Genomic DNA, 26,511 nt, shown 5'->3' on the forward strand with positions numbered 1-26,511 from the left:
GGGACGGGGTTGGCTTTAACATTTTATGTATGCGGCGGTTTTAGGGTTTCTGAAGTATTAGCGACGGTGGAGTTATCTAGAATTCAGGGATATTGATAACGCCGAATTCCATCCATTACCTGTTACCACCAATAAGTTCAAATATGGCAAAGGTTACGAAAAAACTTACTCCGGCTCAAAAGCGTGCGAAGAAAGCCGCGAAGGCCGAGCGACAAAGGAAATACCAGTGGGTCTTTATGAACGGCAAGCAAGTCAGAATAAAGCGGCCTCCAACCGTGGATGGCATACCGGTAGGTCAGTTCATTGAGGAGAACGCTGATCCGATCTGGTTGCACCAGAATGAACTGTGGGAGCTTATGCCGCTGGAAGACTCTATTTTCGAACCTGACCCGGCCACCGAATCAGAGACAACTGAAGATCAGCATGGGATACCGTTTTGACTTCAATCAGCTGAGCAGCGCTAACCAGGTCATCCACCGCATTTCGGGTGTTAGGACTTTATGAATCATCTCGAACAACTCGTTGCTGAGTGGTATGAATACGGAGGGTATTTCGTCCGTCGAAATATTCAGGTAGGGCCTCGTTCGAATGGTGGCTACGAGGGCGAGCTTGATGTTGTGGCTTTTCATCCTGGGCAGCAACATTTGGTTCATATCGAACCGTCTATGGATGCAAACTCATGGGCAATACGAGAGCAGCGTTATAGTAAAAAGTTTGAAGCCGGGCGGCAGCATATCCCGGCGCTGTTTGAGGGCATCAGTTTACCCCAAGAAATCGAGCAAATTGCTCTCCTTGGGTTTGCCAGCAATGCAAACGTAAAAACCTTGGCAGGTGGTCGAGTAATGACAACCTCTGAGCTGTTTGCAGAGATTGTCGCCGGAATTGGCAACAAGAAAATTGCTAAGGCAGCTGTCCCAGAGCAGTTTCCTTTGCTGCGAACTATCCAGTTTGCCAGTGAGCACCGTCATGCTGCTGGCTGGTGCTAACAATACGCGTCACGCGGATGGCCTTTACGGCGCTTCGCTCTGTAAAGGCCACCGGTGCGCTCTGCGTTGGGCGGCAAGTAGGAATTGGCAATGAACAGAGCGATCACTTTCTTGGCTAGCAGCTTGTCCCTCCTAGTTGGGGGCCTGCTTTATCTGTGCTTCCGCCCAGAATCGCTCACGATGTTTGCCTGGGTGAAGTTAGTCGGACTTTACCCAACGGTTTCTGAGCTTCGGATGCAGGGCGCCTCAATTGCCCCAATACTTCCTGATTGGTTGATATTCTCAGCGCCAAATGGGCTTTGGGTGTTTTCGTTCGGTGCTTTGATGGTCACCCTATGGGGAAGCGCGCGATTGTCAGTTGCCTTCATCTGGGTGGCTGCGTTATGGGTTGTTGGCATCACTTCGGAGGTCATGCAACTTTTTAGCATCGTATCTGGGGTTTATGATCCGGCCGACGTTATCGCGTATACGATAGGTTTACTTGGGATTTTTGTATTTAATAAAAAAGGGGAGAGGCATGAACAATAAGACAGTTCTATCGCTAGGTGCATTTGTTTTATTTCTGGTGTTTGCGGCTGGGAGTGGCGACAGTGGTAGCAGTAAAACGCCAGCGGAAAAGGCTGAAGACCGCCGAAAAGGTTTTCATTGCTTAAGTGGGTGGGATGGGTCGCACCGCGAAGTAGTAAGGCGCGTAAAAAGTAGGCTTAGAGATCCGGATAGCTTTGAGCATATTGAAACCAGAATTACTCCTAACAAAAATGGTGAACACACAGTGATAATGCAATATCGAGCTAAAAATGGATTTGGCGGAATGACTGTTGGATCAGCTTTGGCTACGATAGCGAACTCCGACTGCTCTGTTTCCAGTCTCGATATTAATTAAACGAGGTAAATTCTAGCCAGGCGCAGCGACAGGATTCCAATTTTCTGCACGGCATTGTTACGGTTCGAGCTGACGTACGTGGAGAAGAGGGAATGAACGGAGCATTGCCGCCCAACAAATCGTTGCACCTGACGTTTAACCCGCCACGCATTTTTGCTCTCGCAAAAACACGCGTCGCCTCAAACGCAGGTGAACTCAGGCGTTATGTACTGAGAGGATAGCGAGTGAGGTCGTTTGTAATAGCCCTAACAACAGTCTTGGTGCTTGCATTCGCATCAATGGCGGCTATTGGTGGGTATATGGTTTATGAGGAGGTTAAGCCATTAGCCAGTGTGGGTGACGTAGAGGTTACCGTCACTCGGAAGTCACTTGAGCTACGGTTGATGAGCGCTTCTCCGGGAATGGTTATTTTTTGCTTTGGTGCTGCCGGTTTGATTCTTATGGTCTTCAAGGTTCCTACCAAAGAAGTGCTTGGGTACAAGAGAGAAGGTGCGGGCCCCTCAGGCATGGGATTAATTCGAGAGACAAAAATTCTAGATACAAGAAAAACCTATATCCCTTTGCCTATTTGGTGGTTAATAAAGAGAACGCAGCGATTTGAACGAGTCAACGAAAATGCATAACCAGCCGCGTCACACGGATGCGCTTCGCGTTATGTAGACGTTGCGTCTTTCTATAGGGGGAGTAAATGGCAAAGTACGAACCAAACCAACGAATAAAATTTGCATATAAATTAGAAGGTTGGTCGTATGAGAGTGGTAGTCAGTCTGAGTTGAAACGAACTGGCGAAAAGGTTCTTCCTTCTGAATATACGCGGGATATGGAGGGCAAGATATTTTGCCCAGGTTGTTTCACCAATCTGGTCCGGGTTCCGAAGGGAACCGACTACTTTTCAAATGGGCGCGATGCCTACTTTGCCCATTTGCGGACGTATAAACACGTCAAATGCGATCTCCGAGTAAAGCGCTCTGAAGGCAAAAAATTTGATACTTATGAAGAGGCTCAAAAGGCTATCGATGACGAGAATTTGGTCATCGTATCTGGATTCTTGCAGGAAAAACCTCAAGGTCAAAGAGATCCCGCTGGAGTTTATGACGAAACCCCTGTTGAGGATATGAATGGCCCTGTATCTAAGGTGCCTATAGCGCGCCACTCTGGTGAGTCATTTTCCTTACCCAGTAAGATCACCACAGTTGCTGGAATATGCAGAAACTTTGACGAAAATTTATACAAACATTATTTCCTGCCAGGTCGGCAGCATGCCGTCAGGCTAATCGATTTGCTGAAAGATGTTCGGGAGGTTACCCAGAAAGATAGCGCCCCTCGACTGTACTTTGGCAAAATCATTAGATCTTACACTCCCATCAATGACCCCGCCTATCACAACACTCGAATGACAGAGTTAGCTAGTGCACCCAGTGTGAAAGACTTCTATCTCAAAGAAGAACACGGGATTTCCAGTAGTAAAGGTATTAATGACAAGACCCAGGAACGATATGTTCTTATGTGGGGAAAAGTTGGGACGAATGGAATCGGTCTTTGCATTGAAGGGTTGAGTTGGGGGGAATTCGCATTGTTGCCTGCTCAATACGACTACCTTTTAGAGACATAACCAGTGGCTGTTTTCGGACGCGCCCGCGCTGCGCTCCGGCACGCCGCAAAGCTAAGCGCTAGGCATTCCTATGGGCGAAGAGAACCTTTCCATGCTCCGCTACTATAAGCGGCATGTAATTCAAATGAAAAAGATGCTCAATGAGTTGAATCCTGAAGTTGCTGACCTTCGCCCATTGGCTCAGATTCAGGACTATCTAATTGATCGCGTTGTCGACACCGAGGCCAAAATTTCAAAACAGCAAGCATTACGCAAGTCTCTGAAATCGGAACTCAGGAAGAAGGGAACGACCAAGGAACAGTCATCGAAAATCAAAGAACAAATTGCTTCTTGCGACGCAAAAGTCTCAGGGTACAAGTTTCTTCTTTACGTCTGGCGTTGCTTTGGAGATGGCATTGCAAACAAATACGTCAGCAAGTGGAACTTGAAGCGACTGTTTTACGCGCATGATTCCGCCGAAATGAAGCAGGCTCCAGGTCACCTCGGCGGGAAAAGGGGAATTCGCGCTGAAAAGCATCTGATGCAAGAAGCTCTCTCGCACAATGTGCCTGCGCTATTGTGTGACCTCACAAATATCATCAGGCACGGTGATGTCTGTCTGCTCGGCGCATCAGATCCGTTCGTCATTGAAGTCAAGTCGAGCACTAATCGAAATAAGCGTATCGAGCGACAGATGCTGGCGATCCGCACCATTCATGAATACCTTGATAACGATGTGGGTAACGTTGGTGGGTTTCCAGGCATGCAGAGGCAGGCGCTGCCCGTTAAGGAAAGGCACCATAACTGGGCAATAAATCATGTTGCTTTGGAGGCCGTCAATGGTCGGCCATCACGAATCTCTCCTGAAGAGGGGCTCTTCTACATCGGCGTGCCGACACAGAACAGCGCCGATTATGATGAACTCTTTGAAGGTATTGAAGAGCCGATTGTTTTTATGCTCAATCATGATAAGACGGAACAGCTCTGGGGGAATTATTATCCTTTCACGCTCTCGCTTCTTGAGCCTGAAACGCTATATGCATTTCTTAAAGGGAAAATATATCTATTAGTTATCGTTAGCCAGTCTTCATTGCGTCTCCGCGCGGATGCTGCAAGCTTCGACCTCAATGTGGTTATGGCCAATAACGTCGGGTTTGAGTTGCTTAATCGTGAGTCCTCATTCAATAACGAGATTCCGTACGTTGTTTCTGAGCACTTTGCGGGTAGGTTGGCGTTTGAATTTCTCTCACTAGAATGGTTCTTCGAGACTGAAAGACTCATGATCCATGACATGGAAGAGCAGATAAAGCGAGAATGCAAGAATGCCTAACAAGGCAAATTAACTCGCAATACTCGCTGACGCTCGCATTGCGCTGGTTATTTGCAACGTTGAGGCTGTAGAAAAAGTCAGAGCCGGCGACATCAAAGCGCCTGTGTGCGGAATCTGGGTTGGGAACTGTGATGTCACCCCAACCCTTGTTAAGCACGCTTGGCAAAAAATATAGCCCCTTCTGATGGAAGGGGCTTAGACGTCCAGCTCTCTTGCATTGACTCGGCACTTACTACACCTTTGATGAGGCCGCCAGGCGCTCCTTTATTCCATGGGCTTGGAAATTTGAACCCTGCTCTGATCGCTGCAGATCCTCGTCTCCAGCAGCTTCAGGGTAAAATTCCTCCATCACCGCAGCTGCCTCATCCTCCGAGTGCTCGAACTCGGCATTCTCAAAACCTCGCCTACCGGCTTCATCCAGTGCCGCCTGGTCGTACCCAGCTTGCTGCATGGCCTGCTCACCTTTCTTGGCCTCCTGGATTTCACTCTGTACGGACTGGCCCTCACGAACCGTCAGATCCACATAATAGATCGGCGTCCGGTGACTCTGAGTGGTGCTTTTGCCACGCAGGCGCAGTTCCAGCGGCATGAACGCCAGTCGGTTGCCGGAAACGGCCTGGTAGTAGCGCAGTCGAGCCGCCAGGGTTCGGATACTGTTATAGCCGGTGGTACGGAAGATGAAGGTGCCCAATTCATCGTCATCCCCAATACGCACGTTCAGCCGTCCATAGGGCTTGCATAGCCCACCCTTGCCGAACTCGCAGAGCGTCGGCCCAGGGCATGGCAGTGACTGCACACCGGACTCTGTGAGGCGTCGACAGCTCTCCCCGTCGCCTACACAGACTGGCCGGCCATTGGTGCGGTCGAATAGGGTGTATTCCGCCCGCAGGTTCAGGTCGGCGTCATTGAACAGCATCCGCACCGGGATGGTCCGGAGCTTGTTGTTGGGCGCGGCTTCCCTCAGCTCCTCATCTTTGGGGTGGATGATCCACTCCCCCTGTTCCTGGATTTGGGTGGTGATCGTAAATTGGTTGTCTTTCTGGGGCAGACGCTGGCCGTTTTTCTCAACGACCCGGCCAATGCTGATCCGGCCCAGTACCGGTGGTGTGATGGCAAGCCCTTTAATCATGGCGATTACCTCCTGGTGGTGATTAGGGTGAGGCGGCCTGAGCCGCCCCGGTGGTGTGGATGAAATGGCATCAGTCGTTGATCAGGAACCGACGACTGCCTGGTTTGGTCACCGGGTACTGATCCAGCAGTTGGGGCTGGTCTTTCAAAAGCCGTTTGGTATCGAGGGCCACGCTGTCGTTGCTCTTTCGCCAGGACACGGTGCCCTGGGGGAAGATCGCCCTGGTGGCCTCGCCCATGCGTTGCTGGAGGGTGTGCTTGAGCTGGGCCTCCGCCTGCTTCAGCGCCTCCATCTGGCGGCGGGCGGACTGGAGCTGGTCGAAGGTCTTGCAGGCCTCGCGGTCATCCCGAAGGTCCAGCTCCTCGCCGTTGTCGCTTGGATAGAGGTGGCGCAAGGCCCGGTCGGCGGAATCGGAATAATCCGCCGGCAGTGGGATATCCGACTCCACGTAGCTCCAGAACTGGCGTTCCAGGCGGATCAGCTCGGCAATGAGCTCATCATCGCGCTGGATGCGATAGATCTTGAGCTCCTGGCCGCACAGCAGCACGCACACATCGGCCGCCTTCTTGCCGGTGACCGCCAACTGGTGCTGGACCTGGCACTGGACATAGTCCGGTACGCCATTGCGCCACTTGCGGGATCCGAACTCCCCGGCGGTTTTGCACTCCAGGACCTGGACCTCGTCGTCGCCGACCACGGCGTAATCCAGGTTGGCCAGCATCCAGGCTTTATTGGGATCCGGGTGTTGGAGTACCGAATTCACGCGCCGGACCTTACGCCCGGTACGCTTGCTGTAGTGCTCGGCCACGATCGGTTCCAGGACATTGCCCCAGTAAACGGGGGAGCCCTGATCATCGGGATCGGGCTTTGGAAGCGTTGCGTCTCTTCCCGTTTTGACCATCCACAGCTCCAGCGGGGACTGGTAGGGGCTGAGCCCGACGGCAGCTGCTGCGTCACTGCCGCCAAGGCCGTTTCTTCGGATCGCGAGCCACTCATCCCGGCTCATGGATTTGGTGGAGACCAGCCGCAGAGCGGCCTTGTGGGATTGTTGGGGTTGCTGCATTTCCATGGGGGTTTCCTCCAGACGAAAAAAAGCCCGCCGGAGCGCTTGGCTCCGACGGGCTTCTATGTCGTTATCAGTGGTTGATTGGGCTCAGGCGGCCAGAGCCAGTGCCTTTTCGAAGGCGCGTTCCTTAATGGCCGCCCCATTGCCGAACCAGGCCGAATCCAGCCGGTGATCGACGCTCTTGGCCCGGCGCTCGTGGTCGATGAACTCCGTCACCGCGTTGACCAGGCCGTAGGCCGTGCCATTGGAAGACGCCAGCTGTGAGCCGGTGCCGTTGCCCTCGAACATGGACAGGGCCTGCTTCATGGCCCGTTCGTTGGTCTTACCGGCAGCCTGACCAGGGATGTCGGTGAACAGTTCCCGGTAGAAGTCCTGAGCCTCGCGGTCCTTCACCTTGCGTTCGCTCAGCGTCTTCAGCCGGTACATGAACTCATCCCAGGCCGTGACCGAGATGCCCAGTTGCTTCTTCACCGCTTCGGCGTCGAACTGAGTGCTGTGTTTGACCTTCACCGCACCACCCGCTCCCTTCACGGCGACTGCCAGGGTGTTGTTGCACACCACCCTCACGCTGGTGAACTGAGCCGTTGTGGCCATGCTGCCGTCACAGGCCGTGGCCAGCAGAACGTAGGCATCGGTCTGGTCACCGCCTTTTAGCGTGGTGGACTGGCCTGTGCGGGCCAGCGCCCAGAGCTTGCGCCCGCCCTTGAACGAGCCAGCGGTCTCCAGCTCAAAGCCGGAGATTTCGGTCAGATCCCGATAGAACTCCAGGACCTCTTCGGGCTGGACCACGTTGAAGCGGTCCCCGACGACCGACAGCGGCGCCTGGTTGTCCGAGCGGTAGAGCACCTTGCTGCCCGGCACACTCGCCAGCTCCTCGCTCCCTTCCCCGTCGACCACAGGGAACTGCACGGGGCTTTCCTCAATGGACCAGTTCAAACCTGCCTGGCGCGCCCAGACATCCAGCGGTTGGCCGCTGTCCAGTTGATTGCCCAGGCCATGCCAGGGTGTGCGGCCCACGTAAGCCATTGCTTCAACTAAGTGAGTCATTGGATCGTCCTCCCAGAAATAGAAAAGGCCGTGCTGGAGCACAGCACGGCCTCTATGTCGTTTTGCTTGTGCGAACTTGGTGGGGCGGTCAGTTACCCGGGGTCTCCGGATGCCTCGCTGTCTTCGGATGGGGCACTACGGAAGCAGTAGTTGCAGTCCAGGCAACGCTGATTATCCAGCACCTGCTCATCGAGCACGCTGCCCAGGGCCACGCCAGCGGACGCCCCGGTGGTACCGCCTACCAGCCCTCCGATGATGGCCCCGGAAAGGCTGCCGACCGTGACGCCCACGGGCCCAGCGAAAAACCCCAAGGAGGCGCCATAAGCGGCACCGGAAGAGGCGGCACTGATGCCCCCAACAGTACCGGCACCCGCGCCGACCACTCCGGCGCCCTTCTTCCCATAGTTATTGCTGCCAATCCGGGTGGACTGACAGCGCGGACATTCAAGCGACATGATCATCTCCTCTGTGCGATCGATGATGGGCGGACTCCTGGTCCGTCCTCATAGAAGTGATATGTGTCTGAAGGACGCTCGATTCCTCCTGTCACCCCGCCTTTTTGAATCCTGTCAGCTCTCCACCCCCTGCTACCGCTGCTACCTGGTCGCGGGGGTAGCAGCTCGTATGAAACCGAACGGGCGGAAATCTGCCAGCCGATAACCGATGTGCTGTCGCACTTTTAAAGTAATCTGAAGCAGCAAGCGCTTGGGCAAGAAGATGTCAGACCCTACGATTAAAGCACTTCAGATCAGAAAGAGGGTGCAAAAATGAGCGACAATTCCAAGGCTACACGGATAATCCGGTTGAAGGAGGTCATCAAAAGAACAGCATTATCGCAGTCAACGATTTACAACAAACTCAATCCAGGATCCAAACAATATGACCCTGAATTCCCCAAGCAGGTTCGGCTAGGAGTTGGTGCAGTCGGGTGGTATGAAGAACAAATTGAAAAATGGCTATTAACGAGGCAATAAAATAAATCAATGATCCGTCTTTTGGAGGTATAGATGAACGAAATAGTAAGAACAGGACCTTCCAACTCCCAATATAATTATATTCCTGACCCTTTTGCTCCTGGTTCTGTTGCTGTGGGTGCACCTTTGCTAATGAGGGCAGTGGAGGATGTGTCAAACAAGACACAGACTCCGATAGAAATCCCCTTGATGAGTGCAATTGCTACTGCGAGTGCCGTTGCCCAAGGGCTTATTGATGTCGAAAAACCGCTGGGGGGCGTGAGCCCATCCAGCCTTTATTGCTGGGGAGCTGGTGAATCAGGTATAAGAAAAACATCAGCAACGAGCCCATATATTAGAGTTTTTCAGGATCTTCAAGAATATCTTAGTGAAGAGTATAAAGAGCGTCGGTTTGTCTATGAAACAGAAAATGAAATTCATAAAATTAAGGTTAAAGAGGCGAAAAAGAAGATACAAAAGCTAGCTGCAAACGGCAGGCCCTCAAAAGAAGCGGAAGATGATCTTGCACGTTTGAAAAAAGAAGAACCACCCGAACCTAAAAAACCTCAATTTATTCATGAGGCGCTAACATCTGCCAGTTTCTCTTCTGCTTTGAGGTCAGGCTGCCCATTTCATCTTATTTATAGTACTGAAGGAGAATCGGTTCTAAAATCAGGTATTCTTTCGGACATTAAAAAGTGGAACTCTTTTTGGAGTGGAGAGACTGTTCGAGAAAGCACTATTGCTCATGGTGATGTGGAGCATAAAGGAGTTAGAGTTGCACTTCTGATTTGGGTCCAGCCGGATGTTATCCATAAATATCTAGAAGAAAATGACGTAAAAATGAGGGGGTCAGGGATGATGTCGCGCTGGCTGTATACTCACCCGGATGGTAACCATGGCAGCCGATTTGCGAACCACTTTGAACCGAATCAAGAAGGTTTGCGCGCATTTAATGATAGGATTGGCGATTTAGCGAGCCAAAATTTCTCCGACTATTTTAATAGATCTAAAAAAGAACGGGATGTTTGGGGGTTTGATGAAGAAGCTTCCGAATATTTGGTTAGAGTATATAACGAAACTGAGTTTGAAACGCGAGATGGTGGGAGATTTGGCAGAGTAAGAGATCACGCGTCGAAGTTACAGGATAATGTATGCAGGCTGGCGTCTATTATACAACTAATTGAGGAGGGAGTTGGTCCTATCAGTTATACGTCGGCTTGGGCAGCTGTCCAGATCGTTTACTATTTTTCTGACCATTATCGCCGCGATTTCACTCCTCCTTCGCAAGAGGAGAAGGACGCAGAAGCTCTTCGTCAATGGCTATATCATAAAGTTTATTGTAGAGGGTTTCGGTATGTTCGCAAAAAATACGCAATGCAGTATGGACCGAATGCAATAAGAAAAGAGGAAAGAATGGGGAAAGCGCTGCTTCAGGCAAGACAAGAGAATAGCGCTGACTGGTTCAACGAAGGCGGTGTACAATCTATTGACTGCATGCCTGATCGTACTTTTGATTGGGCAAAGTATCAGGTGGATATTTTTTATCCTGAACAAGTTAATGTTGTACCAGATGTCTCCTATAATAATCCTATTGGTAATAGGATTGATCCAGATACATTCAGCCTGTAGCTGGACTTTTATTTAATCATTCTGTCGCGTGCCACGGCTACTATTGCGTTACCAATGCTTGTTGGCACGCTTCGCTCCCTATTGAGGCGTTCGACAAAGTATTGATGCTGTCCTTTTTTAAATGTGATTTCGTTTTTTGCCCACTGGTTTGCTATGGCTAGATACGAAGAAGGGGGGTAAAATGACTCGAATACACTCTGTGATTTTTCTAGTTTCCACCCATTTAGATGATCGGGGAGGATTAGTTTTTTTAGGTTTTCGAGAAAAGATGGCTTGCGGTTTTGAATGAGTTCAGTTGGTATCTTGCTTAGCAAGATTTCTTGTAACTCTTCTTTTTCTTTTTTCTTTGCATTATTTAGATCCTCTTCGTATCTGTATGCCAGCTTATTTAAAGTGAACAAAAAAGATGACATCCATCCCTCATCAAAGGCCTGGAGGATCTCTGGGTGGGTAGGGTGTTTTGATTCTGTTATTTCAATGATTCTATTTTCATCGGAGTCTTTTATGAAAAGATGGTCCAATTCGAAATATATGGAGGAGCGTTCAAAATGCAACGGGGTTTGGCCTGAGAACGTATGGGTATTTTTTTGGCATATCTTGAAATTGAATGATAAGTATCCTGGTTCCCAGAAAGGGATATTTGTTTCCTTATAAGAGGTCGTATAAATTTGATTTAGACCTTCTCGATCATAAATGAGAAGGGATGGCGTTTCCTCTACGCTAGAAAATCCTAACGTTTCCAGTTTAAGGAGAGATAATGGGCCAACTGCGGCGCCGATTATTTCACCATGCATGGGTTTGACTTCTATTCCAAATGCGTCGCTTTTAGGAGTGAATGCGTTACGATTTAATGCTGTCGTGACTTCATTTATGAAAGCGTGGTCTTTTTTTATTTTTACATATATATCTATTTCGTGTTCAAAGATGATATCTGATATCTCTGAGAGAGTTAGATTTGGAAAGGCTTCCAAGAGTTCATTAAGGTGTCGTATGCGATAGGGCGAGTTCATTTTTTAACTATCTAACTGTTGTTATAGAAAATTAAAAGCGGAATATATTGGTTGATAATGGCTGTGTCGTTGATAAGTCAGTTTTACTTGATCTTGCTCAGTGTGATTTAGGTATTTTTCGGTCGTTTCAGGAAGTACGCCAAATGATTTGATAAGTGTAGCATCTATGTGGGGAAGGTCATGCGGGGTCCATCTGCCGCCTGAAGAAGCAATAACAGCCGTGAGCTGTGCACGTCCAAAGAGGGCTCTCTGGCAGGCGCTTGAGCTTACTGGCCAGCAGGTAACAGTTTGCGATGTAGTGCCGGATCGACCCATAGCCTCGAGCCTGGGATGTGGCTGGTTGGGTCAGGCTGTTCATTGCCTTGACATAGTCATTGTTTAGAGGCTGCTGAAGCATTGCCAGTGAGCTTTCGTTAGCGGCAGCAAGTGGCAAGGATGATCCGGATCTCAGCTTCTGTGGTGGCGACGGCGAGCCGCTGCACCATCTGCGTAAATGCGAATACCGAGAGATCCCGGTGCTTGGCCGTCTGAGCCGGTGACAGCTCCGCCTGCTTGTGTAGTCACCCGACGTGCTCAACAACTCGCGATTGTTCAGTCCCCGCAGTGCCACAGTCAGCCTTGCCTATGGAGTGCCAATCTCTAGCAGCGTCTCAGTGGCGGCATGTTCAAGGTGCGGGTGCGTGTCGAGGTAAGCGCGGGCTGTCTAGTCGGGAGGGCCGGTAGTCGTCATGAAGCCGGATTTGTACCGGCGGTAGATGCGTTCCATTGCCGAGGTTTGCCAATGTATTGGTGTTAAAAAGTGGGGGTACTTCTGGGGGTATAATTTGGGTGGTAAAAGGAGATAATGTTTTAAAAATAGTCTATTACGGTTGGTATTTTGTGGAAGCACCACCCACCATTTCTTTCCCCTCTATTTTCTTTTTTCCCCGTTCATACTTCGCCTGAAGCGCCTTACGATTGCGCCTGAATTCTATGGGGCACCAGTGTGCCTGTGTAGGAGCGAGCCCCGCTCGCGATAGGTCTGATCGCTTGCGAGGCAGGCTCCTACGGTATGGGGTAGGTGGTCTGGTTTATTTGCCGACCAGGCTTTGCCCGCACACACGCACCACGTTGCCGTTGATGCCGCGCGAGAGTGGATTGCAGTACCAGGCGATGGTTTCCGCCACATCCACCGGCAGGCCGCCCTGGGAAAGGCTGTTCATGCGCCGGCCGGCCTCGCGGATGGTCACCGGCATGGCGGCGGTCATCTGGGTTTCAATGAAACCGGGCGCCACCGCGTTGATGGTGATGCCGTTCTTCAGCTGCCGCGCCATGCTCTCCACATAGCCGATGACCCCGGATTTGGAGGCGGCATAGTTGGTCTGGCCGAAGTTGCCCGCGAACCCGGCAATGGAGGAGACGCAGACAATGCGGCCGTTCTCGCGCACCAGATCCCGCTCCATCAGTTCCTCGTCAATCCGTTCCTCCGCCGTAAGGTTCACGGCGATGGCCATATCCCAGAAGTGCTCCGGCATGCGGGCAAGGGTTTTGTCGCGGGTGACGCCGGCGTTGTGAACGACAATATCGATGCCGCCAAACTCGTCCTCCAGGTGATCCGCGATCAGGCGCGGGCCATTGTCCTCGGTGATGTCCGCCGCCAGCGGTGAACCGCCGATGTCCTCGGCCACGCGATTGAGGTCCTCCATGGTGGCGGGAATGTCCAGGCAGACCACGCGCGCGCCGTCCCGGGCTAGGGTGCGGGCAATCGCCTCGCCGATGCCGCGGCTGGCTCCAGTGACCAGTGCCACCTTGCCAGTCAGGGGGGCATTGGTATTTACGGCGGTGCGGCCCTTGGTGCCGCTGCCCTTGCCGATGCGCACGGGTTGACCGTCCACGTAGGCGGACTTGGGCGAGAGGAAAAAGCGCACCGAGGACTCGATCTGGTTCTCGGCATTGGGGGCCACCCACAGCAGCTGGGCGGTGGCTCCTTTCTTGCCGATCTCCTTGGCCACGGATCGCACGAAGCCCTCCAGCGCCTTGTGTGCCGCCGCGCGCGCCGGGTTCTTGCAGGAGGCCGGGTCCGTGCCCACGATCAGCACCCTTCCGCACCTGGCGATCTGGCGGATGGTGGGGTGGAAGAAGTCATACAGGCAACGCAGTTCGCTGGTGTCGCGGATGCCGGTGGCGTCGAAGACCAGTGCCTTGAACTTGTGTTCGGCGATGGCCTCGTCCTCCATGGTCAGCGTCTTGGCAACGCCGCTTTCCACCAGTGCCGAGGATTCACCCAGCGTGGCGGGCCCTTCGGGGGAATAGAGTGTGGCCGGACTGCCGCGCAGGGTTTCACCCAGTGCGGAAAGAGCCCGCGGCCTGGGGCCGGCGCCCACCAGCACCTTGCCCTCGATGAACGACTGGTCCTGGCGCTTCCAGCGTTCCAGCTCAATGGGGGCGGGAAGGCCGAGCGAGGATGCGGCCTGTTTCCCGACAGATGTATTCACGAATTTGAGGTAGAGATCGGACATAGCAGTATCCCCTGGTCAGTCGGAATGGAACATTTTCAGATTCATAACGGAGATATGTTACATTCTGTGAACATCTGAATGGTAACGGATCCCCTGGAAAGGGTCACAGCAGGGAGCTTCCCGGCCGTTTTCAAGTGGCTGTATTGGGCGCTTTCACCCCGTTGAATGCAATGAACCGGCTGTCACCCGGCAGCGTCACCTCAGCCAATGAGGCTGTGCATGCAATCCGCACAGTATGCACCCGATTCTCTCCGCGTCTCGAAAGCAACAGGGATATAATGCAATGGCACAAGCAAAATCGACTTCCAGTAAGAGCAGGCAGAGCAAGGGGAATGGGGCCGCTGCCACGCTGCCGCGCCCGGTCGCCATTCTCGGCGGCAACCGTATTCCATTTGCCCGTTCCAATACCGCCTACAGTAAGCTTTCCAATCAGGACATGCTGACGGCCACCATCCGTGGGCTGGTGGACCGCTACGGCCTGGAAGGGGAGCGCCTGGGTGAGGTGGTCGCCGGTGCTGTCATCAAGCACTCCCGTGACTTCAACCTGACCCGCGAGACTGTTCTGGGCTCCGGGCTGGCTCCCGAAACCCCGGCCTATGATATCCAGCAGGCCTGTGGGACGGGCCTGGAAGCGGCCATCCTGGTTGCCAACAAGATCGCTCTGGGCCAGGTGGATGTGGGTATCGCGGGGGGCACGGACACTACCTCGGATGCCCCCATCGGTGTGAGTGAGGGCCTGCGTGAACTGCTGCTGGACCTCAACCGCGCGAAAACCAATACGGAACGACTGAAGATTGCCGCCCGTTTCCGCCCGAAGCACCTGGTGCCGCTGATCCCGGAGAACAGCGAGCCGCGTACGGGCATGTCCATGGGGGCGCACCAGCAGGTGACCGCGCATGAGTGGGGCATTCCCCGTGAGGAGCAGGACCAGCTGGCGCTTGAGAGCCACCAGAAACTGGCTGCGGCCTATGAGGAAGGTTTCTTCAGTGACCTGATCACGCCGCTGGCCGGGCTTGAGAGGGACAACATCCTGCGTCCGGACTCCTCACTCGAAAAACTCTCCCAGCTCAAGCCGGTGTTTGATAAGGAAAAGGGCACCATGACGGCGGCCAACAGCACAGCGCTGACCGATGGCGCGTCCTCCGTGCTGCTGGGTAGCGAGGAATGGGCGCAGCAGCGTGGCCTGAAGGTGCGTGCCTATCTGACCCACGTTGAAACAGGCGCCGTGGATTTTGTCGGCAAGAAGGAGGGGTTGCTGATGGCGCCGGCATACGCCGTGCCGCGGCTGCTGGACAAGGCGGGCCTCACACTGCAGGACTTTGATTTCTACGAGATCCACGAGGCGTTCGCCTCACAGGTACTGTGCACCCTCAGGGCCTGGGAGGATCAGACCTTCTGCAAGGAGAAGCTCGGCCGCGCCAAGCCGCTGGGCAGCATTGACCGCAGCAAGCTCAACGTTAAGGGCAGCAGTCTCGCGGCGGGCCATCCCTTTGCCGCTACTGGTGCCCGCATTCTGGCCACCGCGGCCAAGCTGCTGGAGCAGAAAGGCAGCGGACGCGCCCTGATCTCCATCTGCGCCGCCGGCGGCCAGGGTGTGACCGCTATCGTGGAGCGTAACTGAGGCCAGTACTCCTGTAGAAGCGAGCCTGCTCGCGATTGTTTCTGATCGCTTGCGAGGCAAGCGCTCCTACAGGGGGCGGAACCCGCTCAGCCCCTGTTCTTCCATCAGGCGTGCAAACTCGATGGTCGCCCGGTCCTGGCCGGGCGCGCCTATAATCTGGATGTTGAACGGAAGACCGTTCTCATCCACGCCAACCGGGGCCGACGTTGCTGGCAGCCCCAGTGTGGTGGCCAGCGCAATCCAGTGCATCTGGTCGGTATAGGGCCGCTCCCTGCCATCCACCAGGATCTTCCGGCGGAACATGGGCTGGCTGCGGTTGTGGGGAATGGCCGTGGTGGGCGTCACCGGCGTCAGCAGTATGTCGGCGGTGCCGAAGAGATCCTCTACAAGGGCCGCCCGGGCCTTTTCCCGCTGTTCTGAATGCTGAAGCCAGTTGAGGACCGGCTGATTCACGCCGAGGATGTACTGCTCCAGCCCAGGGGGCATCCGCATCCAGCGCCCGAAGAGCCGGAGCATATAGCCCATCAGCCTGAGCTGGCGGCGCTGTTTCGGCCGGAAGCCGGTGCCCAGGAGGCTGCCCAGCAGGTTGTGATAGAGGGGCATCAGCTGGCGATGATCCAGCCACTCATGCTCAGCCCGCGACACGCTGGTGCCGGCATCCGCCAGCCGTGTTGCCAGATCCTCGTAGTGGCGTGTGAGGGCATCCGCGACGGGCGAGGCCGGGTCATGGAAGCAGGTGGCGACCCTGACCTGATCCAGGCGGCTGAAACCGGGCGCCGGCAGTGACAGCTGCCACTGTGGACCTTCGTGGGGCCTGGGGCCGGCGATGACCTCCAGCAGCAGGGCCAGGTCGTCCGCCGTGCGCGCCATGGGGCCGCCTTCGGCCAGGTCCGGCTGCGTCAGGGTGCCCGGAGGACCGGGGATGTGGCCGCGCAGGGAGACAATGTCGCGGCTGGGTTTGTGCCCGAATACGCCGTTGAAGTGGGCCGGTGTTCGGATGGAGCCGCCCACATCCGAGCCTACCTCCAGTGGTGTCATGCCCGCGGCAAGGGCGGCTGCGGCGCCGCCGGATGACCCGCCGGGGGTCCGTCCCAGATCCCTGGGGTTGTTGGTTACGCCGAACAGTCGGTTGTAGGTCTGGAGGTCCGAGGCGAAGAGCGGCACATTGGTCTTGCCGATGATGATGGCGCCGGCTTCCTCAAGCCGCTGGATGGCATCGGCATTCCGCTTGGGCCGGTGTGCCTGCAGGGAGGAGGAGCCAGCGGTGGTCGGCATGCCGGCCACCTCCCAGACGTCCTTCACTGTCATGGGCAGTCCGTGCAGAACGCCGCAGTGTTCGCCCTGTTCACGCTGCCGGTCGCGATCCCGGGCCTGATCCAGGGCCCGTTCACGGTCGAGGTGGATGACGGCATTGATGGGCGCGTTGCGTGCGTCAATGCGTGCCAGCAGTTCAGCCGTAACGGCTTCGCTGGTTATGCTGCCGGTACGGAGTGCACCGGCCAGGTCCCGTGCCGGTTGATCCAGCCATTCGCTCATGTTGATGCCTTCTGCTCTTGTCGGGTCGCTCTGTCGGCTGCCTTCTGTTCATCCTTTTCCGCCAGCGTTTCCTGCCACCGCTTGACGGCCACCTGGTCCTTGACCAGTTCCAGTGTCTCGATCACGCCCTGTATGACAGCCGTATTGGCTTCGGAATTCTCGCGTTCGTGGGGTGTGAGCAGCACATCGACCAGATCCTCCACGAAGTCGTGATTGTCGGGGGAACTCAGGTCATTGAGGATCTGTTCAATCACCTCGGCGGTGATGTCGCCCACCGCGCGATCCAGGGTGCCCGAGGCCCAGCTGCCGAATACCGGCAGTTCACGGATGCGGCCCAGGTCCCGGTTGCGGTTCATGGCTGAAATCACCCGGGTATTGAGGTAAGCGCGCAGTTCCTGCTGTCTGGGCATATACCCTTCCCGCGCGTAGCGGGTGATCCGGGCGGAGAGAAAGTCCACAAGCAGATCTCTTCGGGGCAGCAGGACTTCCTCCTGGACGCGCCGGACCAGGGGCGAGCCCCGTTTCACTTCCTCCTGTGTGCCGCTGAGCACCTTGATAACCACGCGGTCGGAAAGCTCTTCCATGAACGCGTCGTAGTAGAAGCGCAGGAACTCGAAAAGGCGTGTGTTCGTGATGTCGATGACGCCGTATTTCTGCAGGCGATAGACAATGCTGAAAACGCGCAGAAAACGCAGGATCCGGGCTCCGGAAGCCGGGATGCAGCCCAGCAGGTCGTACCAGTGGGCGATGGGGTAGAAGTACCAGCGCTGGTACTCCCGCCGGTAGACCGCATGCACCCAGCGCACCGCGAACTCGCTCAGGAAAATCCCGATGAACATCAGGTCGTAGAACAGGAAATGCCGGTGTATGGGGTTGTAGAAAGCGGTGAAGGCCGGCACCTGTTGAGTAAGGAGGTCTCTCAGAACATCCACCGCATAGAGGGAATCAAACAGAAGCCAGACAAGATTGATGACCAGCAGCACCAGCATCAGCATATCCAGTGCGAACCAGAGTGTCTGGTGGCTGGTGCGGAGGTTGCGGAGGTTGATGGTGAGCACACTGCATCCTTATGACGTGCCTTGAGGGCTCTTTATAGCAAAGGTGAGCCTGTCACGCACTGGCCCGGCGACCTGGCGGCAGCGTGACCCCATTGGTGCTACGCTGGAAGGACGGAAAGAGGAGGTGAGTCATGGACCTGAAAAAAGCACTGGTTGACCCTGCAGCCGTGTTCACTACGCCGGATGAGGTTGTAACCGCCGGGGAGCTGAGCACTGATGACCGCATCCGGATTCTGCGCCGCTGGGAGTACGACGCGCGTGAGCTGACGGTGGCGGATGACGAGAACATGCCGGGCGACAGCACCCCGCTTCTGGATCAGGTGCTGGCCGCGCTTAACAGGCTGGGCTATTCGCCTGATCCGGATCAGGAGCCGCCCACCAAACAGGGTGGTGTCTGACTGTCGGGGTGTTAAATCGGACCAAAGTCCTACAGGGGCCTTCTGTAACAGAATGTTTCAGGTAGAATGCCCGTTCGCTGATGCAACCATCCCGGTGTTAATGCAAGGAGAAGGCTCCCGATGAAGCGAATGAGTGTGCTGGACTCGTCCTGGCTCAAGGTCGAGTCCGAAGACACGCCCATGCATGTGGGCACGATGCAGATCTTCTCGTTGCCGGAGGGAGCGCCTGAGACCTTCCTGCGGGACATGGTTGAGCGCATGAAGAATGCGGGTGAGATCCAGGCGCCCTGGAAGTATAAGCTGTTCAGTGGCAGCCGCCTGGGGCGCAGTCTGGTGCCGGCCTGGGTTGAGGACCAGGATCTGGACCTGGACTACCATGTGCGCCATTCGGCCCTGCCGAAGCCCGGCAGTGAGCGTGAACTGGGGGTTCTGGTCTCGCGTCTGCATTCGCACCCGCTGGATTTCGATCGCCCGCTCTGGGAGTGCCACATCATCGAAGGGCTTGAGGGCAACCGGTTTGCGCTCTACACCAAGATGCACCACTCCATGATCGATGGCATCAGTGGTGTACGCCTGATGCAGAAGATCCTGACCACGGATCCCGCCCGTACCAACATGCCACCACCCTGGGCGGTTGAGCCCAGCCAGCGCCGCTCCCAGGCCGGGCAGGGGGTTACCTCGGTTCAGGGGGCGTTTGAGCAGGCGGTTGAGGCGCTGCGCATCCAGGCTGGCTCGACCCCGCAGCTGGCGGCGGCGGTGGGGCGCCTCGCCAGTGCCGCCTGGCGGCGCAAGGACAGCAAGCTGACCGCGCCCTTCGTGGGCCCGCAGTCGATCCTCAATAATCGCATCACCGGTCAGCGTCGTTTTGCGACCCAGCTCTATGAGTTCGATCGTCTCAAGACCATCTGCCGCAGGACGGATGCGTCGCTGAACGACGTGGTACTGCAGATCTGTGGCACCGCCCTGCGCCGCTTCCTGCTGGAGCAGGACGCCCTTCCGGAAGAGCCGTTGACGGCGGGGATCCCGGTCAATGTGAGGCCTGCCGATGACGAGGGCACCGGTACGGCGATCAGCTTCATGATCGCCAGCCTGGCGACCGATGAGCCGGATGCCATGGCGCGGCTGGAGCAGATCAAGGAGTCCACCCAGAAAGCCAAGGAGCATCTCCAGAGTCTGCCGCGGCAGGTTCTGAACCAGTACACCATGATGCTGATGTCGCCCTACATCCTGCAGCTGGTCTCCGGGTTGGGTGGGCGCATGCGGCCGGTGTTCAATGTCACCATCTCGAACGTCCCCGGGCCGAGTGACCCCCTGTACTACGAGGGCGCCCGCATGGAGGCGATGTACCCGGTCTCCCTGGTGACCCATGGCGGTGCGCTCAACATCACCTGCCTGAGCTACGCGGGCTCGCTCAACTTCGGCTATACCGGTTGCCGGGATACCCTGCCGAGCATGCAGCGCCTCGCGGTGTACACGGGTGAGGCGCTGGATGAACTTGAGGCGTGTGTGACTGCGCGCGACTGAGTCCGGAAGCTGGCCCCGTCCTTTACAGTGCACAGCTGTTCACTGTATTGTCAGGCCATGAGCAACGCTGATTTCCATCCCGTCGAAGAGATCTGGAACGCCCTGACCCATGGCCTGGGGGCGGTTCTGGCACTTGCCGGGACCATTGTCCTGATAGCGCTGGCTGTCCTCCATGGCGATGTCTGGTCCATCACCAGCGCCACGGTTTACGGCATCAGCATGGTGGTTCTCTTCCTGGCCTCCACCCTGTACCACAGCGCGCGCCGGCCAACACTGCGCCGGGCCTTCAAGATGTTCGATCACTGCGCCATCTTCCTGCTGATAGCCGGCACCTACACGCCGTTCCTGTTGGTGAACATGCGTGGGACCCTGGGCTGGACCCTGTTCGCCATTATCTGGGGGCTGGCTGTGGGCGGCATTGTGTTCAAGCTGGTATTCGGCCATCGCTACAGGGGGCTCGAGGTGGCCACCTTCCTGGTGATGGGGTGGCTGGTGGTCGTGGCAGCCACGGAGCTGCCCGCTATCCTGGGGGTGACCGAACTGGCATTGCTGGTGGCCGGTGGGCTCTCCTACACGGTCGGGGTGGTCTTCTACCTCCTGAATCGGATTCCCTACAATCACGCGATCTGGCACCTGTTTGTCCTGGCCGGGGGCGCCCTGCATTATTTTGCCGTCTATAACGGCTTCCTGACCGCCTGGCAGAGCTGACGAATTTACTGCGCCGGGCCCGTGGCTGTGCGCTTCGGGGCTGATATCATGCGTGGATGATGACCCCGAAAGTTCTCCGGCTTCTGCTTTTCCCGCTGTTGATCCTGGCCGTGGCCGGAGTCCGTGCGGCGGAACTCGAGGTCATTGTTGAGCCGGAAAACGACGCCCTCCAGTCCAACATCCGTGCCCATGTAGGGGATCTCGGGGACCGCAATGCAGCCTCCCTGCGCCGTTTCGCCGCCCATGCCCGGGACAGTGCCACGGAAGCCATCCGCGCACTCGGCTATTACGACGGCGACATCCGCTACCAGGTGGTGGAGGGGGATCCGCCCGTGCTGCGTCTTGAAGTGGCACCCGGCGAGCCGGTGCGCCTGACCAGTGTGCGCATTGAGGTGCGTGGCGAGGGGGCCGACCTGGCGGCGTTCGAGGTGCCCGGGCGGTTGCGCCCGGAGGTCGGTGATGTCCTGAATCATGGGCACTATGAACAGGTGAAGCGCTTCCTGCGGGGGCGTGCCCAGACGCATGGTTTCTTCGATGGTGAGTTCGTTACCCGCGAGCTGAGGGTGCGCCCGGATGAGCGCGAGGCTGAAATCCGACTGCTGTATGACAGCGGCCCACGATACAGCCTGGGAGAAGCCCATTTCCCTGAGGACATCTATTTTGAGCAGGATCTGCTTAAGCGTTTCGTGCGGTTTGAGCCGGGAACGCCCTATCATTCGGATCGTGTGATTGAACTGACCCAGGACCTGAGAGGTGCCGGCTATTTCAGTGAGGTTCTGGTGGACGCTGATCCGGGAGCGGCTGACAACGGGGAGATTCCGGTGGATGTCACCCTGGATGAGCGCACACGCCATTCACTGGGAACGGGCGTGGGCTTCAGCACCGACGTGGGCCCCCGCCTCCGGGCCACCTGGGACCAGCACTACGTGAACCCCCAGGGGCACCGCCGCGGGATGGAGTTCGAGGTTTCGCGGCCACGCCAGAATGCCGGCCTTTACTATGAGTTGCCGCTCAATCCACCCATGACGGATTCTCTGCGCTTTACTGGCTCCTACCAGAATGAAGACATCGAGGATACGCGTTCCCGTCGGATCAGCCTGGGTGGCCAGTGGCAGAGTGAGTTGGATTCCGGGTGGCAGCAGGTGGTCTCACTGCAGCGCGAGGAGGTCCGTTTCCGCGTGGGCGACGACCGTGAACAGCGTACGGTCCTGGTGTTGCCGGGCCTGAGCTACAGCTATCTCTACCGCAACTCCCCGGTGGATCCCTCCAGGGGCTATCGTTTCCAGTTTGAAAGTTCCGGTGGCCAACGCGACCTGCTTTCTGACATTGATGTGATCCATCTGGTCGCCTCGGCCCGTGGGCTGATCACCGTGGGCAACGGGCACCGTTTTCTCGCAAGGGTTCGCGCCGGCGGCATTGGAACCAATGAATTTGATCAGGTACCACCCTTTCTGCGTTTCTTCGCCGGTGGTGACCAGAGCGTTCGTGGATACGGTTACCGCACCCTGGGCCCGACGGATGAGGACGGCGACAATGTTGGCGGGCGCTTCCTGCTCACCGGCAGCGTCGAATACCAGTACCCACTGTCGAACAGCTGGCGCTTGGCGACTTTCGTGGATGAAGGCAATGCCTTTGATGATCTGGGGGATCCACTGAAAACCGGTGTGGGCGTGGGCATCCGTTGGGTGTCACCAGTGGGACCCATCCGCCTGGACATTGCGCGGGGGCTGGATGAACCCGAGAACTTCCGCCTTCATTTCTCCATGGGGCCGGAACTCTGATGATGCGTCGCCGTGTTCTCTGGGCAGTGATGCTGTTGCCGGTGGCGGCCCTGCTGGTGGTGATGGCGGTGGCAGGCTGGCTGCTGTTCACCGAGAGCGGGAGCCGCTGGGTCATCCAACAGGTCCCCGGCCTGGAAGTGGCGGGTTACCAGGGCTCGCTGGGCAGTGCCTGGCGTGCGGAGCGCGTTGTCTATGACGACGGCCAGGGAACAGAGGCCCGGCTGGAGGGCGTGGACCTCGCCTGGTCCCCCGGGTGCCTGTTCACACTGGAACTCTGCGTGGACCGACTCCATGCCAGCCGGGTGGCGCTCTCCCTTCCTGAGGGCGAGGCCTCGGAAGCCTCCAGTGACGCCATTGAACTGCCCGCCATCCGGCTGCCGCTTTCCGTATCCATCGCGGACCTGGATGTGGGCCGGATCAGCTGGAACGACACGCTGATCCTCGAAGCGATTGAGTCCAGGGCCACACTCAGCAGCGGCACTCTCCAGCTTGATTCACTGCGCGTGATCAGGGAGGGCCTGGATGCCAGGGCCGAAGGGTCCCTCGAAATGCGCGGGGACTGGCCGGTGGATCTGGCACTGGAGCTGGATTATGAAACGGGTACGGATTTCCCCGGAGAGCTGAATCTGACGGCGGAGCTGGCCGGAACGGTCAGCGCGCTGGATGTGATGGCCCGTATGAGCCACCCCTGGCAGGCGCGCCTGCAGGGGCGGGTGAACCCCCTGGAGCCAGGAGTCCCCGCCGAAGCCCGACTGAGCGCTGAGCATTTCGCGGCAACACCGGATCTGCCACCGCACTATGCGCTGAGGGATCTGGTGCTCGATGCCAGCGGCGATCTGGATGAAGGCTGGTCCGTCGCGGGGGATGCGGTGCTTGCCACCCAACCCGGGCTTGATGTGTCCCTGGAAGGGCATACCACCATCAAACAGGCAAGCATCGAGAAACTTGCCGTCTCGGACGGCCAGGGGCGGTCGCGCTCGCTGGAGCTCAGAGGCGCCAGCGTAAGCTGGAGTGATGGGCTGAGCGCCAGTGGTTCGTTGGCGTGGCACTATTTCCCCTGGCAACGGCTGGTCCCGGATCTGCCCTCGGTGCCGGTGGCCGTGAGCGATGCCGGCCTGGATTTTGCGCTTGAAGACGGCGAGTACACCGGGCGCCTGGATGCGCAGCTCTTCACACGGGAAGGGCCCGTATGGCTGCGGACACCGGTTGAAGGCGACTTCGGTCGGGCCCGCCTTGAGGGGCTGGGTCTGGCCAGTGCACTGGGGCGTGCCGCTGGCGATCTGGGGGTGGGGTGGTCCGGCGGCCTTGAGTGGCGTACGGACCTTGCACTGGAGAATCTACTGCCGGGCCGGCGTCTGCCGGAGCTGGATGGGGTGCTCAGTGGTCATCTCAGGAGCAGCGGCCGCATGACGGATAACGGTCCTGAAGGGGATGGTTCGCTGGAACTGGCGGGCGGCCTCCGGGGCCAGGCTCTGTGGCTGAAAACGGGGGTCCGTCTGGAGGGGAAACACTGGGAGATCCCCGCGTTGGAGCTGCGTTTCGGCGACAATGGACTCACTGGTTCCGCCCGCCAGGCGGAGCAGCTGCAGGCGGAGCTGGAATGGAACCTGCCGGTACTGGCCCAGTTCTGGTCCGGTCTTGAAGGGCAGCTTGAGGGGCGTGCCAGTGGCCGCCATCTGCTTGGCGACCCGAAGGGGAGCATGACCTTCAGCGCCCGGGATCTGGCGATTGAGGAGTACGGCATCGAACTCAGGCAGCTGCAGGGTGAGGCGGGTCTGGCCGACGACGGTGCGGCCCGGGCCCGCGTGGATTTCTCGGGACTGGAAGCCCGGGAGCAGCGGCTGGAATCCGGCCAGCTGAGGGTTGACGGGTCCCTGGCCGATCATGAGCTCGGTCTGTCCCTGATGCACCGCCAGGGCAGTCTGCGCCTGAGCGCAGCAGGCGCCTGGGGGAGTGAAGGCTGGCAGGCCACCCTCAACGGCGGTGGTGTTGCACTTCCGGGCCAGCACTGGCTGATGGCGACCCCGGCCAGGCTGACGCTCGCCCGGGATGGCGAGGCCCACCTCGGGGGCCACTGCTGGCGCTGGGGCGGTGCCCGTCTCTGCACCGGTGATCAGCGGCTCAATCCGGCGCCCTCACTGAAGCTGGGTGTGGCGGATCTGCCCACCCGGGCCTTCAGGCCCCTGCTGCCACCGACCTTCCGTTGGGAAGACACCCTGGATGCCCATGCCACGCTGGAACTGGATGACCAGGGGCCACGCGGGCGGGCATGGATTGATGCCGGCAGCGGCCAGGTTGAATTGCGCCGTGACGTGGATCCGGACAATCTGGACGCGCAGGTGGATGAGCAGGAGGGCGAGCAGGCCTGGCAGTGGCTGCCGTTTGAGTACAGCGGGTTGCGGGTTGCCGCGGATTTCGGGCCTGAGCGCACACGGCTGAGCGCGGATCTGGCTGGCCCGGAGATCGGGCAGCTTGACCTGAATGCCGCGCTCAGGCCGCTGAAGAAGGGCATGCCAGTGGACGGCCAGCTCAATCTGGAGGCGCTGGATCTGGCCCTGATCCGTCCCTTCCTGGACCTGGACACCGTGGAAGGACGGCTGGCGGGGCGCCTGGATGTCAGAGGGCCCGTGGCATCACCTTCCATGCAGGGGGAGGTGGCCCTGTCGGAGGGGGAGATCCGCGACCCCCGGCTCCCGCTCCCTCTGTCTGAACTGAGTGCAACAGCGCGCATCGATGGCACAGAAGCCAGGATCGACGGGAACTGGCGCAGCGGTGAGGAGGGCCAGGGCCGGATTGAAGGCACGGCCAGCTGGGCCGATGGGCCGAGGGCGGAGATTTCCCTGGTGGCTGAGTCGCTGCCGGTGAGTGTGCCGCCTTACGCAGAGCTGACGGTCTTCCCGGATCTGATGCTGCGTTACGGAGAGGAGGGGGTTGGCGTCTCCGGCCAGGTCCGTGTTCCTTCCGGAAGCGTGGTGATCGAATCCCTCCCGGAGTCTGCCGTTGGTGTATCCGGCGATACCGTGATCGAAGGCGAGGAACCCGACGCCGGCCCCATACCTCTATCCCTGGACCTGGACGTGCGGATCGGGGAGGAGCGTGTGGATTTCAACGGTTTCGGTGTGACAGGGAACCTTGAGGGGCGCCTGAACCTGGCCGACGACATGGTGGCCAATGGCAACCTCAACCTGCGTAATGGCCGTTATGAGCTCTATGGCCAGGATCTGCGCATCCGCCGCGCCACGCTGCTGTTCTCCGGGCCCATTGACCGGCCTTTCCTGGACATCGAGGCGGTGCGGATTGTGGATGACGTGACGGCCGGCATACGGATCACAGGCCCCGCGGACGAACCGCGCTCCGAGATCTTCTCCGAGCCCCCGATGAGCCAGCAGCAGGCGCTGGCGTATCTGACACTGGGCCGGCCACTGGAAAGCGAGAGCGACAGCTATGCCATGGAGCGGGCTGCGATCAATCTCGGGCTGGCCCGCACCGCGCCGCTCACCCGCGAGATCGGTGAACGTGTCGGGATCGAGGACCTGCAGCTTGAGACCGAGGGGCGGGGCGAGGAGGCGAGTGTGGTGGCCTCCGGCTACCTGACGGACAGGCTCAGCCTGCGTTACGGCGTGGGTCTGTTCCAGCCCGTAAGCCGTATGGCGCTGCGTTACGACCTGTCGCGCAACCTCTATCTGGAAGCCGCCAGTGGTCTTGCCAGCTCACTCGATCTATTCTATCGGACAGACTTTGGCAAACCGGGAGACTGACC

General features: G+C 57.5%; 23 protein-coding genes. 15 read left to right on the forward strand and 8 right to left on the reverse strand.

The genetic code is table 11. The annotated features are described in order from the left end of the window. The first annotated feature begins 143 nt into the window (after positions 1-143). The 7 genes from F3089_RS00440 (at position 144) to F3089_RS00470 (ending at position 4,790) form a co-directional block, all read left to right on the forward strand. Entirely contained in the window at positions 144-440 is a 297-nt protein-coding gene (locus tag F3089_RS00440; protein WP_151438920.1) for a hypothetical protein, read from the forward strand. Between the two features lie 60 nt (positions 441-500). Further along, positions 501-986 carry a hypothetical protein gene (locus tag F3089_RS00445; RefSeq protein ID WP_151438921.1) on the forward strand — a complete coding sequence of 162 codons (486 nt, stop codon included), beginning with the start codon at positions 501-503 and terminating at the stop codon, positions 984-986. 90 nt (positions 987-1,076) lie between these two features. Beyond that, positions 1,077-1,514 carry a hypothetical protein gene (locus F3089_RS00450; protein ID WP_151438922.1) on the forward strand — a complete coding sequence of 146 codons (438 nt, stop codon included), beginning with the start codon at positions 1,077-1,079 and terminating at the stop codon, positions 1,512-1,514. Continuing rightward, a complete protein-coding gene (locus F3089_RS00455; RefSeq protein WP_151438923.1) occupies positions 1,504-1,869 on the forward strand; it encodes a hypothetical protein in 366 nt (121 codons plus the stop codon). The genes F3089_RS00450 and F3089_RS00455 overlap by 11 nt, the downstream gene beginning before the upstream one ends. Before the next feature lie 224 nt (positions 1,870-2,093). Then, a complete protein-coding gene (locus tag F3089_RS00460; RefSeq protein ID WP_151438924.1) occupies positions 2,094-2,492 on the forward strand; it encodes a hypothetical protein in 399 nt (132 codons plus the stop codon). A gap of 65 nt (positions 2,493-2,557) precedes the next feature. Further along, positions 2,558-3,481 carry a hypothetical protein gene (locus tag F3089_RS00465; RefSeq protein ID WP_151438925.1) on the forward strand — a complete coding sequence of 308 codons (924 nt, stop codon included), beginning with the start codon at positions 2,558-2,560 and terminating at the stop codon, positions 3,479-3,481. A gap of 70 nt (positions 3,482-3,551) precedes the next feature. Beyond that, positions 3,552-4,790 carry a hypothetical protein gene (locus F3089_RS00470; protein ID WP_151438926.1) on the forward strand — a complete coding sequence of 413 codons (1,239 nt, stop codon included), beginning with the start codon at positions 3,552-3,554 and terminating at the stop codon, positions 4,788-4,790. A gap of 232 nt (positions 4,791-5,022) precedes the next feature. On the opposite strand, the gene F3089_RS00475 is transcribed toward F3089_RS00470, so the two are convergent. The 4 genes from F3089_RS00475 to F3089_RS00490 form a co-directional block, all read right to left on the reverse strand. Then, positions 5,023-5,919, reverse strand: a complete 897-nt coding sequence (locus F3089_RS00475; RefSeq protein ID WP_151438927.1) for a recombination directionality factor — start codon at positions 5,917-5,919, stop codon at positions 5,023-5,025. Between the two features lie 70 nt (positions 5,920-5,989). Continuing rightward, positions 5,990-6,988 (reverse strand): YqaJ viral recombinase family nuclease, encoded by a 999-nt coding sequence (locus F3089_RS00480; protein ID WP_225741624.1) that lies wholly within the window; start codon positions 6,986-6,988, stop codon positions 5,990-5,992. An 84-nt stretch (positions 6,989-7,072) separates the two neighbouring features. Continuing rightward, complete coding sequence (locus tag F3089_RS00485) at positions 7,073-8,032, reverse strand: DUF932 domain-containing protein (protein WP_151438928.1); 960 nt, start codon at positions 8,030-8,032, stop codon at positions 7,073-7,075. A gap of 92 nt (positions 8,033-8,124) precedes the next feature. After that, positions 8,125-8,487 (reverse strand): hypothetical protein, encoded by a 363-nt coding sequence (locus F3089_RS00490; protein WP_151438929.1) that lies wholly within the window; start codon positions 8,485-8,487, stop codon positions 8,125-8,127. Positions 8,488-8,799: 312 nt separating this feature from the next. On the opposite strand from F3089_RS00490, the gene F3089_RS00495 reads away from it, so the two are divergent. Both F3089_RS00495 and F3089_RS00500 read left to right on the forward strand, forming a co-directional pair. Beyond that, positions 8,800-9,006, forward strand: coding sequence for an AlpA family phage regulatory protein (locus tag F3089_RS00495; protein WP_151438930.1), 207 nt, complete (start codon positions 8,800-8,802; stop codon positions 9,004-9,006). A gap of 33 nt (positions 9,007-9,039) precedes the next feature. Beyond that, entirely contained in the window at positions 9,040-10,617 is a 1,578-nt protein-coding gene (locus F3089_RS00500; protein WP_151438931.1) for a DUF3987 domain-containing protein, read from the forward strand. Between the two features lie 8 nt (positions 10,618-10,625). Here F3089_RS00500 and F3089_RS00505 read toward each other — a convergent pair whose 3' ends face one another. Beyond that, on the reverse strand, positions 10,626-11,627 hold the full coding sequence (locus F3089_RS00505; RefSeq protein WP_151438932.1) for a hypothetical protein: 1,002 nt from the start codon (positions 11,625-11,627) through the stop codon (positions 10,626-10,628). A gap of 1,070 nt (positions 11,628-12,697) precedes the next feature. Further along, complete coding sequence (locus F3089_RS00510; protein ID WP_151438933.1) at positions 12,698-14,125, reverse strand: 3-oxoacyl-ACP reductase; 1,428 nt, start codon at positions 14,123-14,125, stop codon at positions 12,698-12,700. A gap of 283 nt (positions 14,126-14,408) precedes the next feature. Here F3089_RS00510 and F3089_RS00515 point away from each other — a divergent pair, with 283 nt between their 5' ends. Continuing rightward, on the forward strand, positions 14,409-15,746 hold the full coding sequence (locus F3089_RS00515) for an acetyl-CoA C-acetyltransferase (protein ID WP_151438934.1): 1,338 nt from the start codon (positions 14,409-14,411) through the stop codon (positions 15,744-15,746). A gap of 66 nt (positions 15,747-15,812) precedes the next feature. Here the strand turns inward: F3089_RS00515 and F3089_RS00520 are convergent, their stop codons facing one another. Beyond that, positions 15,813-17,282: an amidase family protein gene (locus F3089_RS00520; protein WP_151438935.1), complete on the reverse strand. Its 1,470-nt coding sequence runs from the start codon at positions 17,280-17,282 to the stop codon at positions 15,813-15,815. Next, the gene (locus F3089_RS00525) at positions 17,279-18,340 is read right to left on the reverse strand and encodes an ion transporter (RefSeq protein ID WP_202405513.1); all 1,062 of its coding nucleotides are present in this window, start codon (positions 18,338-18,340) and stop codon (positions 17,279-17,281) included. The genes F3089_RS00520 and F3089_RS00525 overlap by 4 nt, the downstream gene beginning before the upstream one ends. A gap of 131 nt (positions 18,341-18,471) precedes the next feature. Here F3089_RS00525 and F3089_RS00530 point away from each other — a divergent pair, with 131 nt between their 5' ends. The 5 genes from F3089_RS00530 (at position 18,472) to F3089_RS00550 (ending at position 26,509) form a co-directional block, all read left to right on the forward strand. Beyond that, the gene (locus tag F3089_RS00530; protein ID WP_095617585.1) at positions 18,472-18,738 is read left to right on the forward strand and encodes a hypothetical protein; all 267 of its coding nucleotides are present in this window, start codon (positions 18,472-18,474) and stop codon (positions 18,736-18,738) included. A 120-nt stretch (positions 18,739-18,858) separates the two neighbouring features. Further along, positions 18,859-20,262, forward strand: coding sequence for a WS/DGAT/MGAT family O-acyltransferase (locus tag F3089_RS00535; protein WP_151438936.1), 1,404 nt, complete (start codon positions 18,859-18,861; stop codon positions 20,260-20,262). A gap of 57 nt (positions 20,263-20,319) precedes the next feature. Next, a complete protein-coding gene (gene trhA, locus F3089_RS00540) occupies positions 20,320-20,970 on the forward strand; it encodes a PAQR family membrane homeostasis protein TrhA (protein WP_151438937.1) in 651 nt (216 codons plus the stop codon). Positions 20,971-21,029: 59 nt separating this feature from the next. Beyond that, on the forward strand, positions 21,030-22,751 hold the full coding sequence (locus F3089_RS00545; RefSeq protein ID WP_502707322.1) for an autotransporter assembly complex protein TamA: 1,722 nt from the start codon (positions 21,030-21,032) through the stop codon (positions 22,749-22,751). Beyond that, complete coding sequence (locus F3089_RS00550) at positions 22,751-26,509, forward strand: translocation/assembly module TamB domain-containing protein (protein WP_151438939.1); 3,759 nt, start codon at positions 22,751-22,753, stop codon at positions 26,507-26,509. Before F3089_RS00545 ends, F3089_RS00550 begins: the two co-directional genes overlap by 1 nt. The last annotated feature ends 2 nt before the right edge of the window (positions 26,510-26,511 follow it).

This window comes from Halospina sp. K52047b (assembly GCF_008709855.1).
Lineage (GTDB): Bacteria > Pseudomonadota > Gammaproteobacteria > Pseudomonadales > Oleiphilaceae > Halospina > Halospina utahensis_B.

What these genes read in the sequence shown, in the direction of transcription:
- F3089_RS00550 (WP_151438939.1), top strand. Translation starts at nt 22,751, where the DNA reads ATGATGCGTCGCCGTGTTCTCTGGGCAGTGATGCTGTTGCCGGTGGCG.
- F3089_RS00470 (WP_151438926.1), top strand. Translation starts at nt 3,552, where the DNA reads ATGGGCGAAGAGAACCTTTCCATGCTCCGCTACTATAAGCGGCATGTA.
- trhA (WP_151438937.1), top strand. Translation starts at nt 20,320, where the DNA reads ATGAGCAACGCTGATTTCCATCCCGTCGAAGAGATCTGGAACGCCCTG.
- F3089_RS00465 (WP_151438925.1), top strand. Translation starts at nt 2,558, where the DNA reads ATGGCAAAGTACGAACCAAACCAACGAATAAAATTTGCATATAAATTA.
- F3089_RS00485 (WP_151438928.1), bottom strand. Translation starts at nt 8,032, where the DNA reads ATGACTCACTTAGTTGAAGCAATGGCTTACGTGGGCCGCACACCCTGG.
- F3089_RS00490 (WP_151438929.1), bottom strand. Translation starts at nt 8,487, where the DNA reads ATGTCGCTTGAATGTCCGCGCTGTCAGTCCACCCGGATTGGCAGCAAT.
- F3089_RS00505 (WP_151438932.1), bottom strand. Translation starts at nt 11,627, where the DNA reads ATGAACTCGCCCTATCGCATACGACACCTTAATGAACTCTTGGAAGCC.
- F3089_RS00440 (WP_151438920.1), top strand. Translation starts at nt 144, where the DNA reads ATGGCAAAGGTTACGAAAAAACTTACTCCGGCTCAAAAGCGTGCGAAG.
- F3089_RS00445 (WP_151438921.1), top strand. Translation starts at nt 501, where the DNA reads ATGAATCATCTCGAACAACTCGTTGCTGAGTGGTATGAATACGGAGGG.
- F3089_RS00495 (WP_151438930.1), top strand. Translation starts at nt 8,800, where the DNA reads ATGAGCGACAATTCCAAGGCTACACGGATAATCCGGTTGAAGGAGGTC.
- F3089_RS00480 (WP_225741624.1), bottom strand. Translation starts at nt 6,988, where the DNA reads ATGGAAATGCAGCAACCCCAACAATCCCACAAGGCCGCTCTGCGGCTG.
- F3089_RS00515 (WP_151438934.1), top strand. Translation starts at nt 14,409, where the DNA reads ATGGCACAAGCAAAATCGACTTCCAGTAAGAGCAGGCAGAGCAAGGGG.
- F3089_RS00450 (WP_151438922.1), top strand. Translation starts at nt 1,077, where the DNA reads ATGAACAGAGCGATCACTTTCTTGGCTAGCAGCTTGTCCCTCCTAGTT.
- F3089_RS00530 (WP_095617585.1), top strand. Translation starts at nt 18,472, where the DNA reads ATGGACCTGAAAAAAGCACTGGTTGACCCTGCAGCCGTGTTCACTACG.
- F3089_RS00455 (WP_151438923.1), top strand. Translation starts at nt 1,504, where the DNA reads ATGAACAATAAGACAGTTCTATCGCTAGGTGCATTTGTTTTATTTCTG.
- F3089_RS00545 (WP_502707322.1), top strand. Translation starts at nt 21,030, where the DNA reads ATGACCCCGAAAGTTCTCCGGCTTCTGCTTTTCCCGCTGTTGATCCTG.
- F3089_RS00520 (WP_151438935.1), bottom strand. Translation starts at nt 17,282, where the DNA reads ATGAGCGAATGGCTGGATCAACCGGCACGGGACCTGGCCGGTGCACTC.
- F3089_RS00510 (WP_151438933.1), bottom strand. Translation starts at nt 14,125, where the DNA reads ATGTCCGATCTCTACCTCAAATTCGTGAATACATCTGTCGGGAAACAG.
- F3089_RS00500 (WP_151438931.1), top strand. Translation starts at nt 9,040, where the DNA reads ATGAACGAAATAGTAAGAACAGGACCTTCCAACTCCCAATATAATTAT.
- F3089_RS00535 (WP_151438936.1), top strand. Translation starts at nt 18,859, where the DNA reads ATGAAGCGAATGAGTGTGCTGGACTCGTCCTGGCTCAAGGTCGAGTCC.
- F3089_RS00475 (WP_151438927.1), bottom strand. Translation starts at nt 5,919, where the DNA reads ATGATTAAAGGGCTTGCCATCACACCACCGGTACTGGGCCGGATCAGC.